Here is a 13357-nt window from a genome sequence, read left to right as displayed (position 1 = left end):
GATCACTTGCTTCGAAAGATTCGCATCACGCCCGTCAAAAGAGCCAGTCCACCGAGTGCCGGTGCAATGGCCAGAATTAGCCGAGGTTGAGCGGCGACCACGACGATGCCGATCACGCCGGCGACCGCCAATCCAGGAGGCAGCCACCGCGCGGGACGCTTGAGAGAATCCCAGGCCAACCACAACGCTCCGAGCACCAATCCGACACGCAGCAGCGCCGCGGTCACGAAGGCATGGGTCGACGCCGATCCCAGTGTTTCTTCGCCGATGCCCGCGAAATAGAAGACTCCGCCCAGACCAAGCATGGCGACCGAGAGGATTCCGATGACATTTCGCCGCCACGATCGCTCGGGTGCCGAAGCGGAAGTGTCCACCGGTTCACGCTTTTTCCCGCTCTCTTCACGCGAAGTTTCTACCGCGGCTGCGAGCATCTTCAGTGCAATGCGTGAATAGTTTGGCATGGCCACCCTGGTCAGGATTCTCGGAGGAAAGCAATTCCTGGAGTATACTGACAATCCGCCGAAGGTGCCCCGGCAAACCGCCACTGGCGTCCGGGCATCGGCTATGTTCCGCCCGACTTTGCTCCCCTCCCCCCACAAAACTCAACCCATCGAATGATGAAATCATCCTGGCTCACGTCCTTCCGTCGTGTTCGCACCCAATCATGGGCATTTGCCTCACTCGTCTGCGTCAGCACCTGCTGCGGTTCGCTCGCCAATGCCGACGACGCACCCAAACAATCGGCACCTGCGAAGACTGAATCGCAAACTCCCGCAACCGAGATGCAATCGTTGTTCGATGGCAAATCACTCAGCGGTTGGACCAATCCGTACGAATGGGGCAAGACCGAAGTGGTCGACGGCGAAATCCACCTGACCGCCGACAAGAAGTTCTTCCTGGTCACCGAGAAAGTCTTCCACGACTACGAATTCGAAGGCGAAGTCAAACTTCCCGAAGGCAAATCCAACAGCGGCTTCATGGCTCGTGGACAAGTCAAACCGAACGAAGTCTTTGGCTACCAAGCCGAAGCCGACCCCACCGATCGTCGCTGGTCAGGTGGCCTCTACGATGAACGTCGTCGCCAGTGGCTCAACCCGTTGTGGGATCAACCGGAAGCCCAAGCCGCATTCGATCGAGATCGCTGGAACCGCTATCGAATTCGCTGCGTCGGCAATCACTTGCAGTTCTTCATCAACGATGTGCCGACCACCGACTACTTTGATCCCGTTGATCTGAGCGGCCGAGTCGGACTGCAACACCACGGTGAAAAAGGCCAGACCTATCGGTTCCGAAACTTGAAGGTCCGCAACCTGGGCAGCCATGAGTGGAAACCTTTGTTCGACGGCAAGTCATTGGACGGTTGGGAAACCGTCGGCGGCGGCACGTGGACCGTGGTCGACGGCATTCTGCAAGGCCGTGCCAGCAGCGAAGCCAACGAACCCAATGGCATGCTGTACAGCAAGCACCCGATGACCGATGGAACCTATCGCATCGAGTATCGATTCAAAAAGGGCGACAGCGGCTTCTTTGTTCGCAGCGAGATCACTGAGAACAAACCGTTCGTCAAAGGTGTTCAGTGCGAGATTGATAACTCCGATGAAGTTGGCGGCCTGTACCAAACTGGCGGAGCGGGTTGGTTGGTGCGTCCTCTGCATTACCTCGAAACCGGATTCCCCAAAGACCGGCATGCCGTCGTCAATCGACACTGGAAACAAGCCCGTGAAGGTTTGCAACTCGACAAGAAACCAGTGGTCTCGGACGACGATGAAACGCCTTGGAACATGATGACCGTCAGCGTTCATGGTAAGCGCATCGTCGTTCACTTGAACGATTGTTTGGCCGTCGACCATGTCGTGGAAGACTTGGCTGACTCCGGAGTGATCGCATTGCAACTGCACGGCAACCAAGACCTCGAAGTCGACTTCCGCAAAGTTGAAATGCTGGTCCCAACCAGCGAAGAGTAGAATCCGTCCACGACGACAGGTGACGTAGGCCAGGTTCCACCTGGCGTTGGTGACTGGCCGTTGGATCTGCCCCGTCAAAAGAAGTCTGAATGGCGATCACACCTCGCTTCTACCGAAGCATCGACGCGGGTGCCAGGTGAGACCTGGCCTACGTTGCCGAACCGGATGAGCGATGGGATCCCCTGTCGCTCCTTCCAGCCACCGATGCCGAACCGAAACCTCTCGTTGTGGCGAAGACCACGTAGGCCAGGTTCCACCTGGCGTTGGTGACTGGCCGTTGGATTTGCCCCGTCAAACGAAGCCCGAGTTCCGATCACGCCTCGCTTCTACCGAAGCATCGGCATGGGTGCCAGGTGAGACCTGGCCTACGAGCCTTGATGTGACGCACGTTGCGGTCCAGGGGTGAACCATCACGCGTTGGCGGCGGCCCAGGCAGCGAAGTTGGTGACGGTGTCGTCCTCGCGGTTGCCGACTGGCAAGCTGCTTTGCACAAACTCGCTGACATCGCAAAGCTCAGCGATCGAGTCGACAATCACGTCGGGCCCGTAAGCGAATTGGCCCAGGTCTTCTTTGTTTGTACCACCGGACAATGTCAGCACGGTTCGGTAGCCCATTTGGACGCCGCCCAGGATGTCGGTTTCCATCGTGTCGCCGACCATCACGGTTTGCGATGTGGCCAGCTTCAGTTCTTTACGGGCCGCACGCATCATGATGGGACTGGGTTTCCCCACGCTGAAGGCTTTGCGTCCTGTAACCGCTTCGAGGTACGCGACCGTGGCCCCGCAACCTGGGCGTGTGCCGTTCTTGGTCGGGCAACTGGGGTCCAAGTTGGTGGCAATCAGCTTGGCACCACCAAGGATCATGTCGACCGCTGATTCCAACGCATTGAGCGTGATTGTGCGTCCTTCGCCGACAACAACAAAGTCGGGCGAGTGATCCACGATGGAGAATCCGTTTTGATGCATTGCTTGCAACAGCCCACCTTCCCCAATGATGTACGCGGTGCCGTTGGGTTTCAGTTTGGCGAGGAACCTCGCCGTTGCCATCGCACAGGTGAAGATATGAGACTCTTCCACAAAGATCCCCATCCGATGGAGTTTAGTTTGAACGTCGCGCCGAGTCCTTTGGCTGTTGTTGGTCAAGAACAAAAAAGGAATGTCCTGTCGAATCAATACGTCGATGAACTGATCGGCTCCTGGGATCAGTTCGCTGCCGCGGTAGATGACACCATCCATGTCGATCAAAAAGCCCGTTTTCATCAAATCACTGCAAGAGGTTCGGGAGTTGAAAACTTGATTGACAATGGTTTGCCAATCTTGAGAACTCGACCTCGAACGCAGCTTTCATACCAATGATTTAACGGTAGATTCGTGCCCGCTGCATATCAGCACGGTTGGACGACCGAACACGTGCGTGAACCTTGAACACCCCCCTGCTCATTTCAACAGCACATTGCACTGCAACAAAAAGGCAGGGTGAATCATCGAACGATTCAGCTCACTTCACCTCGAGTGCGTGACTTTCGCTGTGGCTGTTGTACTGCGGTGCGTACATCGATTCGATGCTCGCCATCCCAGTCTGATAGTTGCCGCGAAGCTGCACACGACAGCGAGATTCCAATACATAGGTGCCTTTCCTGAGGTAACCAATGAAGAAATGCTCGGCCGCATCTCGGGTGCTTTGGTAATAACCCAGTGCATCTTGTTGCCGGAATTGAGACAACACATTAACGGGCTCGGTGCCGCTACCGCGATGGTCTCGCAGATGCAAGAATTCCATGTCGCGATCACTGCGGATGATCAACCTGGAGACCAGCTCATCGCCTACTCGAACGGGTTCGTCGCCAATAGGACGCAGCACGGGGCCAGAATCCGTCGCACGGACGACAAACAATTGCTTCTCGATTTGCAAAGGCGTTCCATCGTGCGGCGTGATGTTTTCGATGTTCTCGAAGTACTGCCAATGGACTCCGCCCCAAGCGATGCCTGAGGTTGTCTTCTTGACCTGAATCGAACCCATTTCGGGTGTGATCTCATCCGCCGAGAAACGGTGCTGGTAGAAACCAGTGCCGGCTTCCACGTTACCCTTGGGGACTTCTTGTTGCCCCACCGCAATGTCGACGACTTCATCGGAAGCCAGTTTGTCCGTGCCTCGCAGCAGCAACGCGTACACCGCGTCGGCGGTGGATTTGGTGGTTTCCCACGACTGAGTTTCTTTCTGACGCAGCAACCAAGCTTGGCAGAGTTCGACCCGCTGGAGATCGCCCGCGACTTCGTCGAGCACCTCGATCATCATCGCCTGCGTTTCAATCGGTGCTTGGTGCCACCACCAGCCTGAGTTGGCGTCGTTCCAGTGCATGCCCTGCTCATCGACCACCGAACGCTCGATCAATGAAGCGACGATTTCTTTGGCTTCTTTGAGTCGGCCCAGTCGATGCAAAGCGATCGCGGCGTGCCCTTGGCTCATGCGACTTGACAAGGACAACCAGTGTTCTGCGAGTTGGTCGGTCCAGTATTCAACCGCTTCCTTGTGCTCCGGAGCGGTCGGTTGGTTCTTGTAGAAACTGCGACCGTACAACAGCATCGCCACCGTCGGTGAAACATGTGCCTTGTTGCGGTCCTCTGGCTCGATGCGTTCATAAAGTTTGGTCGCATAAGCGTCCAAGTGCGTGAGCGCTTTCATCGCCACCTGCATGTCAACATCGACACCCAAATGTTGCAATCGACCGAATCCGGTGACAATGAGCATGGTGATGGTGTCGTTGGATGGACCACCATCGAACCAAGCGAAGCTGCCGTCTTCTTTTTGCAGTTCGATCAATCGCCGCGTCAGTCGATCGGCTTGATCGTTGACACGATTGGTGTCGAACAATATTCCGACGTTGCGACGTGCTTCCGATTCGGACTTGGATTGCAGCACCCAAGGTGTTTCGGTGAGTGCGATCGACTTCAGTTCTTCGTTCTGTGCCAGAGGGCTGTCCAGCGTCACTCGTCCAGCGACCTTGGGTTGGTTGCGCCATTGTTCAAACACGCGTTCGATTCGCGGGTCGGATGTGGCGATGTGCCGCGCTAGCAAGTTCGCGTACAAGCGATGGAAAGTTTGCTCGCTGCATTCGTGGGGATACTCCATCAAGTACGGCAGCGCCATCACGGCGTACCAAGCCGGATTGGAAGTCATTTGAATGGTCAGCGATTCGCTCGACAACGTGTCGCTATTTCCTTCCAACAACTTCGGCAGTTTGAAGGTTTTCGTTTCGGCACCGTCGATTGGCAGTGAAATGGATTCGTGCACCAAGATGCGGCGGGTCAAAACCGGTAGGTAGCCTTCTTCGCCATCAGACAAACGACCGGTCGAACCAACGGCCTTGTAGACCAAATAACCAATGCCATCGGGGACCTGGATTCGCCATGAGAATGTCTTGGACTGGCCGGCGGGGATTTCAAACGATTGCTTCGGCTGCGAGTTGCCGACTTGCTCATCGACGGACTCGCCGCTGGAGGCAGACGACAGGTTCAATGCCACCACTCCAGTTTGCATCGAAGCGGATTGATTGCTGACTTTGACCGTCAGTTCAATCTCGTCGCCTTCCCGCAACGTGCGTGGCGGGTTGGGCTGGACCATCAAGTCTTTGCTGGTCACAGCAGTGCCCGAGATGGTTCCTGAGGCAAGGTTGGCACCGTGAGCGAATCCCAATAGCTGCCAACGAGTCAATGCTTCCGGCATGGTGAACTTCATCTTCACCACCCCGTTCTCGTCCGCGATCAATTCGGGGAAGAAGAACGCGGTTTCGTTCAAGTTCTTTCGCGGAGGAATGCCCGACAAATCGATCTCGGGATCATTCGTTTCCGGAGGTGTGCCGTCTGATTCCTCACGTGATGCGACCTCGTTCTCTGCAGCGCTAACGCTGAGCATGGCACGCCCGGCACTCTTCTGCATCGGAGCCGACGCTGGCATCGCCCCATCAGCCATCATCATGTCAGATTCTGCAAAGGCCATTCCGCGTGCCATTGGCATGGGACGTCCGAAATGGTTGTTCAACTGCAGTTCGGAAACCCAATCGGGATAGCTCAGCTCGCCGCTGGGGTGCCCGCGGTGCGACCACATCACAACGGTCGACAAGTGTTGCCAGCCGTTGTTTAGGTGCGGGCTGCGTGTGCTTCGATCACGATAGAAAGCGTTGAAGCCGGTTGCGAAACGATGTTTGGCAAACACGTCGAGCGAGGCATCGTAAAGCGTTGCCACCATTTCCATGATGGAATCCTGCTGGGCCTTGGTCGACTTATCCACCACCTTGGGTTCGATGATCGCGGTCCAAGTCTCTTCCGCACCGGGTTTGAGTTTGGAAACAAAACGTTCCCAGCGGATGGACCAATCTTTGTTCGTCCACGGAACATTGACAACTTGTTGATGCAGATGCAGACGGTTCTCGTGGACCATCATCACGCGAACGACAAACCCGCCTCGCATCGATTCATCGACCGCTTGGGTGATCTCAATTTGTGTCTTGTCGCCGGACGTCCAATATCGCTGCAAGATTTCGCCACGATGCTCGACTTCCACTAAGGCCTTGGCATTCTTGTAACCGCTGCCCCAAACCGCGGTGAACGTTTCGCCCGGTTCCCATTGGGATTGAGGCGTCACAAACAGGCTGGCGATCGGCAGACCGAGTTGATCCGCTTTGGGATTGATCACTCGCAAAGGCAACAAGGCCGAGACCGAGTTGCCGGCTGAATCGACTGCGGACAAGACCGTTCGGTAGTGTCCCTTGGGAAGCGAGACTTCCCAGGAACCTTGGCCATTGGCATCGGTTTGCAAAGTCTTCGAGGACTTCAATTCGTCCAGTGGCCATGAGTTGGGATCCTCTGGACGAACTCGTTTGGATTCACCGTCCGCATCCGCAGGCAACGGTTGATATGTGCCCCATCGCGGTTGCGGAACAACTTCGGGAGCCTTCAGCGACCAGACTTCGATTCTGACTTCGGCAGTTTGGGCTTCCCCGTCGAGTGACGTGGTGTGAACCTGAATGTCGACCGGCTCTTGCTCCGTCAGCCAATCGGGTCGAGCGACGCTCATTCGAGCCGACATGGTCGTGTAGCCCGCCGTGACCGTGCGTTTGTCCGATCGAGTTTCGCCGGTGGTGTCGACCACGTCAGCGGTGATCACGTAGCGGAAGGTGGGTTCGCTGTCTCGATCGACCGAGGCGTCTGGCACGGCATCAAAGGACACGTCAAAGCGCCCCAGTTCATCCGTGGTTGTTTCGCCTTGGACGATCGTTTGCGGTTCAGCGGGAGGCGTCGGGATCCACCAGCATCGCCATCCCCACCAAATTGGATATTGGACTTGGCGAACGACGGTGTAGCGAACAGTCGCGTCGTTGATTGCCGCGCCAGTGTAAGCGGTTGCGCGGCCGGATACCGTCACGGATTCTTCCAGTCGAACCGGATCTTTGGGAGCGTCCAAGGTCACTTCGAACTTCGGACGTTTGTACTCTTCCACACGAACGGTGGCGGAACCGCGCGGGAACTCGCGGACGCGCAGTCGCATTTGGCCGGTCAGTCCCGACGTCGGCAGATGGAAGCTGCCATGGCAACTGCCGCGATCGTTGGTGACCAGATCCAACGTTTCGACCACTTGGTTGTTGGGGTCGAGCAACTGTACCTGCAGCGATTTTTGGTTGTGGGTTTGGTACAGATTCTTTGACTGGTCGTAATTCGTCGCGATGGCTTTGAAGCGAAGCGTTTGCCCCGGTCGATAAATCGCTCGGTCGGTGAAGAAAACGGTGCGGCCGCTGAGTTGATTCGACGTTCGTGAATGACGAATGGAATGATGCTGCTGGGATGGAAGACGATCCTTGCCGTTTTGAGCCAGCAACAACAAGTTGTTCAAGTTGGTTCCCTGCTCCGCTTTCATCTCGAAGTGACCGTTCTGGTCAGTCGTCAACGACGGCAGCGATCGGTATCGGTAACCATTGTTGCGGTTGTTCCGCCGCTGGCCATCATGAGCCCAAGTCCAAACGGCCACGGTCGCTTGAGGGATCGGTTCGCCCGTCTTCGATTCCAACACGTGCCCTTCGAGTGTGCCTTGGTTCCAGCGACCATCGGTGACAAGTGCCAATTCGCTAACCCAAACCTGTTTGCCCGCCAGATAGTTCTCTTTCCAAACGAAGTCTTCGTCGACGCTGGCGATCAGCAGGTAGCTTCCTTTTGCCAAGTTCTTGGGGACGTCGATTCGATGAACGTTGGTTTTGAAATCGGCGATTTCTTTCAAGTCGACCGACCACTGTTGTACGGCGGGTTCCTCGGCAAATTTCTTCAGCCATTCGTGCTCGTTGTTCTGAACCATTTGGCCTGAGTTCAGCAATTCGTCAAAGCTCAGCGAGACCAATTTGAAGTGCACCTTGGTGATGTTCTTGTAGCTAATTTCAATTTCCGCCTGAGCGGACTCGGAGAGGGCCGGGTTCCAAACGCGTTCGGTCGCGATGTTGAGTTGTGGTGCCTCGATCTGTTCGATCAACGCCGCACACTGCCGTCCGCCAAAGCTTTCCGAATGGGCTGCTACAGCCGCTTTCGCGATTTGATGAGCTCGCACGAACTCTTCTTTCCCCATTTCCTTTTGAGCCAAATGAAAACTGGCTCGGGCGCTGATGGGATGACTTTGGTTTTCACTCAGAAAACGCTGCATCGCGGCTTGCGACCGTTCGTCCTTTTCGGAGCCCACCGCGTTCTGTTCCGCGAAACGCAAACGATTCCAGTTGGCATCGAGGAACGCGTCATTTTGTTCGTCCGCGTTGGATTGTCGGAAACGCACCCAATCCTGCATTAACTCGGTGGCTCGGCGAAGCGGCGACTCGAGGTCCGTTTCGGGGATCTCCCAGGCCAGGAAATCAGCAACCGGATCCAGAATCGGCGAGGACGCTTCCAGTTCGAAACGCTCGATCGGTCCGCTGTAGATCGAATGGGCGTCGACGAAATGGTCGATGGCTTGGTTGACCAAGAAATCATAGACCGTGGGGCGATATGACTCGGGAGCGTTGCCTTCGGTGATCAGTCGCTGGATCGATTCCAGGTCGGTCGCTTGCAGGGTCTCGGCGTCTTCCAAGGCTTTGCCAAACAATGTGCTAGCGCGGCGAATGATTCGCTGAGCACTCCAGGTTTTCAGGTCTTCGCTGGATTTGATGGGCGTCGAATCGTCTTCACGAGTTTCGATCTCGGTGCGATTTCGGAATCGCCATTGGTTTTGTTGTTGATACGAATAGAACCAACTGGCCAGCACCGCCTGCAGCAACGGTTTAGATGCCTCCGGTGCAGCATCCAGATCTTTCTGAAGTTGCAGAATCCGGTCTTCGGCACCTCCACCATCGAGTTGGCCTCGCAGGGAAGCTCGCATCCCCATGGCCAAGACCGCATCATCGTGGTCTTCTTCGGCGATGGCGGCGGGTACGATGGCGTCGTAGTGTTTGATCGCGGTCTTCGGCAGCCCCTTTTGCAACGCTTCTTTGGCGGCGTCGAATTGCTGTTTCCGCCACGAGGCATCTTGTTTGGGTTCGGCGGCCATGGAGAGTCTCAGGGGTAAATAGAGCAACCCGAGCAACAGACTCAGAACAACAACGACGTAAGTCACGGTACGAAATTGCCGCATAGCGGATCACCTCAAGAAGCTGCAAAGAAAAGACACTGCCACTCAGGGTAACGATTGAACGAGCATGTTATTAGGCGGAAAGTTTTGGATCGTCGCATGGTTCTTTTTAGCCGCCCTGGTGTACAGCAGCGCAGGCTTCGGTGGAGGGTCCACGTACACCGCGTTGCTAGTACTCAACGACGTTGATCATCGCGTTTTGCCAATGCTTTCACTGGCTTGCAACTTGCTCGTCGTGTCAGGTGCATGCTTGCGTTTCGCGACCCAAAGGCAAATCCCGTGGTCACGCAGCATTCCCTTGGTGGTCGGGTCCATTCCTTTGGCCTGGGTCGGCGGATCAATCCCCCTGGACCGGGAAGTGTTTGTGCCGTTGCTAAGCGGAACGCTGATTGTCGCTGGCGTTTTGCTTTTGATTGGCCGGTCGAAAAAACGCAGCGACGAAACGTCATCGCGAGAGAACCAACCCGAGAAAGTTTCGCTAGCAAATCAAACCGGATCGAGCCGCATGAATTTTTGGTGGAGATCCGGTGTGCTCTGGCAAGCGAGCCTTGGTGCCGTTTTGGGTTTGCTTGCTGGATTGGTCGGCATCGGCGGAGGCATTTTCTTGTCGCCCGTGCTGCACCTGACTCGTTGGAGTCACGCTCGCGACATCGCCGCGACCAGTTCGTTATTCATCCTGGTCAACTCGGTGGCGGGATTGGTCGGCCAAACCAGTAAGCATGGTTGGTCAGTCAGCGAAATCGTGACAGAGTTTCAGACGCATGCCCCGTGGTGGCCTTGGTTGTTCGCCAGCGTTTTGATTGGCGGTCAGATCGGAAACCGGGCCGCGGCGAGTTGGTTATCGCCCCTCACTCTTCGCCGAATCACCGCCGTGATTGTGCTGGCGGCGGGCATTCGCCTGGGCTGGATGTAGGCAAAGTTGCATAGGCTTCCGGCCTGTGATTCCTGCTCACAGGCTGGAAGCCTATGCCACATTAACCAACCAGTTTTTGATGCGATGCGATCAGTTGATCGGCCGCGGAGTTGATCTCGTCGGCGGTGTTGAACCGACCGATGCCGAACCGCACGCTTCGGCGGGCTTCCGATTCAGTCAATCCCATCGCCAGCAACACGTGGCTGGGAAGAGCCTCGGTGCTGCTGCATGCCGAGCCGCTGCTGAACGCCACGTCCGGAGTGGCGGCCATCCAGGCTTCGCCTTCGATGTCTCGCAGTCGCACATTCAGGTTGCCGGGTAAACGCCCCGACGGCTCGTCACTCCAACTGGCACCATTGAGTTGCAAACCGTCAATCGATTCGTCCAAACGACGCCAAAGCAATTCTCGCAATTCCAAAATTCGCGAGGTGTCGTTTGCGAGATCTTCGATTGAGATTTGCAGTGCGGTTGCCATCGCAACGATGGTGGCTGGATTGAGCGTTCCGCCGCGAAGCCCTCGTTGCTGGCCTCCGCCGACGATTTGGGGACGCAGTCGCACGCGTCGGTTGCCGTTGCCAACGACGAGGAAACCAGTGGTCTTGGGCCCATAGAATTTGTGCGCCGACGCGGTCAGCAAATCAACGTCCGTCGCTCGCACATCGACCGGCAATCGCCCGACCGCCTGAGTCGCATCGCAGTGCAATACCGCACCCGCTTCGTGGGTGATCTCAGCGATGGATCGCATGGGTGCGACGGAGCCGATTTCGTTGTTGGCCCACATGATCGAGACCAACGCGGTCTGATTGTTGACCGCGGCACGCAACTGGTCCAAGTCGACTTGTCCGGCCGAGGGATGATCGTGTGGATGGACTCCGACGCGAATGATCTCGATGGGCTGGCCGCTTGCGGAAACCTGTTTCGACAAATCGTCAGCCACTTCCAAAACGGCGGGATGCTCGGTGTCGCAAACCACCACTTGATGACGTTTGCAACGCGGATGCATCAGCACACCTCGCATGGCCAAGTCAATGCTCTCGGTGGCTCCAGACGTGATGACAACGCTTTCGCGGGGAGCGTTCAGGATCGCGGCCATCGAATCGATCGATTGGTCGATCGCTCGGCGAACTTCACGTCCGGCTTCGTGGGAATCGCTGTGCGGGTTGCCAAAGTGTTGCGTCAGATAGGGCAACATCGCTTCCACGACGCGAGGGTCGCAGGGCGTCGTCGCATGATGGTCGAGATAGATCATCGGAATTCGCGGTTTTGAATCGTCAGCTAGCGAAGCGTTTCGCCGCTCGGCAATGACGCTTGTTGCACAACGGCCTGATCCAAGGTTGCCTGATTGGCAATCGGGGATCCTTCCAATGCCGAAAACTCCGCGTACACAGGCAAATAGCTGGACACGGTTTGTGCTTCGGAAAGGCTGAGATTGTACACACGCAGGAAGTCATAGACCCCGCCGCGACCGATCGCTTCGGCAGTCGACTTGAAATCGAAGACAATGTTCTCGGTCTGATGCCGGCCAAAGATATCCGTGGGCGTACTGGACACCGCGGCACGAACCGAGCGTCCAGCGATTGTGGGCAACAGATACGCATCATCGGCTTGGAACAATCCCATCATCAGGATGTCGTCTTCACCGCGGCCATCATCTCGGATGGAATCAAACAGCTGGCCCAGCAATGCGACCTCACCGGGAGCACGCCCCAAATCGATTCGCACGTTGGCAACCGTGAACGTCCACGCCCGCGATGCGGTTGGCTGTGCCGCACGAAACCAGGCCACCAACGGGTCATACAGCATTTGCTGGTCTGGATCAGCAACCGTGTACGTCTGAGTTCGATCCACACGAATGCGATCGGGACGAAACAAGATCACCATTTGCTCGCCACGTTCGGCGGGCCCGGTTGGTCCGCCGAGCACGTAGTCGTAGACCGGGCCCCCATTGCCAAGCGAACTCTCGTTGATCGCATCGACCATTCGTGGAACGAGATCTTGGTGCACAGACGAAACCTGTTGCAACGCCACCATATCGAACTGGCGAACAACGCGAATCAAATTCATTCGGCAAATGTTGCTGGCCAACTTCGTCGGACCAAATCCGTCCAGGGACCAGGAAGCGATGCGAAGATTCTTGAACTTCGCCGGACGCTTTGCAGAAATCTGCTCGGCCGGTGCAGAACCAGCACCATCGTAGACCGGATTGCCCCAAGTACGCTCAGTCGTCGACGGCCCCGACCGAAGCATGTCACTGGGGCTGTAGATCACCGGGTCGGCTTCGATGGGATTGCCCGATTCATCGACCGGCCAGTCCAACGATTCGCGAGCGTCGGTGGACGAGGTGAACGTGAATGGATCATCGAGTTTCTCCCAAGCGAATTCCGCCTTGGGTTTGATCGCGACTCCGTCCAATCCGTCGATGTTGTAATGCTTGAAGAAGTACCATCCCCCGCCGATCAACAACACGACGATCAAAGCCATTTGAATGGGATGGCCTTTCTCGGGTGCATCGGACATGACTGCCTCCGGGACTTTTGGGGCGGATGTGGGGCGAAAAACGTACTTCAGGGCATGCTTCTGTTCGTGGCGAACCAATTCAATTGGCCACCATCGTTTTGAATCGGCGCCCGCATCGTTGCAGCCCAAAAAAAGGACACTGATCCCCCCCTCCCTCACAACCGGCAAACTTCCTGGGGTGCTGGTCAAGACATTGCCCAGAAACCTTGGTCAATCTTCGATCCCGAAGGCGCCAAACACGCGTTACGCGGCTGACACTGTGCGCTCGGCTCGTTATTCTGGTTGCTCGTACCGTCCCAGCTTTTTCTATCAAGTGGTTGAAACGTTC

General features: G+C 56.4%; 7 protein-coding genes. 2 read left to right on the top strand and 5 right to left on the bottom strand.

The genetic code is table 11. The features are described 5' to 3' along the window. Positions 1-2: 2 nt before the first annotated feature. On the bottom strand, positions 3-461 hold the full coding sequence (locus tag B2R17_RS16055; RefSeq protein ID WP_286764767.1) for a hypothetical protein: 459 nt from the start codon (positions 459-461) through the stop codon (positions 3-5). Positions 462-614: 153 nt separating this feature from the next. Here B2R17_RS16055 and B2R17_RS16050 point away from each other — a divergent pair, with 153 nt between their 5' ends. Continuing rightward, on the top strand, positions 615-1964 hold the full coding sequence (locus B2R17_RS16050; RefSeq protein WP_286764766.1) for a 3-keto-disaccharide hydrolase: 1350 nt from the start codon (positions 615-617) through the stop codon (positions 1962-1964). Between the two features lie 410 nt (positions 1965-2374). Here the strand turns inward: B2R17_RS16050 and B2R17_RS16045 are convergent, their stop codons facing one another. Together B2R17_RS16045 and B2R17_RS16040 are read right to left on the bottom strand one after the other, a co-directional pair. Then, positions 2375-3223 (bottom strand): HAD-IIA family hydrolase, encoded by an 849-nt coding sequence (locus B2R17_RS16045; RefSeq protein ID WP_037227171.1) that lies wholly within the window; start codon positions 3221-3223, stop codon positions 2375-2377. Between the two features lie 238 nt (positions 3224-3461). Continuing rightward, the gene (locus B2R17_RS16040; protein WP_286764765.1) at positions 3462-9602 is read right to left on the bottom strand and encodes an alpha-2-macroglobulin family protein; all 6141 of its coding nucleotides are present in this window, start codon (positions 9600-9602) and stop codon (positions 3462-3464) included. A 64-nt stretch (positions 9603-9666) separates the two neighbouring features. On the opposite strand from B2R17_RS16040, the gene B2R17_RS16035 reads away from it, so the two are divergent. Next, entirely contained in the window at positions 9667-10512 is an 846-nt protein-coding gene (locus tag B2R17_RS16035; protein ID WP_081610902.1) for a sulfite exporter TauE/SafE family protein, read from the top strand. 61 nt (positions 10513-10573) lie between these two features. Here B2R17_RS16035 and B2R17_RS16030 read toward each other — a convergent pair whose 3' ends face one another. Next, positions 10574-11761, bottom strand: coding sequence for a cysteine desulfurase family protein (locus tag B2R17_RS16030; protein ID WP_008664617.1), 1188 nt, complete (start codon positions 11759-11761; stop codon positions 10574-10576). A gap of 26 nt (positions 11762-11787) precedes the next feature. After that, positions 11788-13029, bottom strand: coding sequence for a deoxyribonuclease I (locus B2R17_RS16025; protein ID WP_173401991.1), 1242 nt, complete (start codon positions 13027-13029; stop codon positions 11788-11790). Between the last annotated feature and the right edge of the window lie 328 nt (positions 13030-13357).

Source organism: Rhodopirellula sp. UBA1907 (genome assembly GCF_002337565.1).
Taxonomy (GTDB): Bacteria; Planctomycetota; Planctomycetia; order Pirellulales; family Pirellulaceae; genus Rhodopirellula; species Rhodopirellula europaea.
Note: the sequence above shows the minus strand (reverse complement) of the source record. Positions and strands in the feature narration are given on the sequence as shown.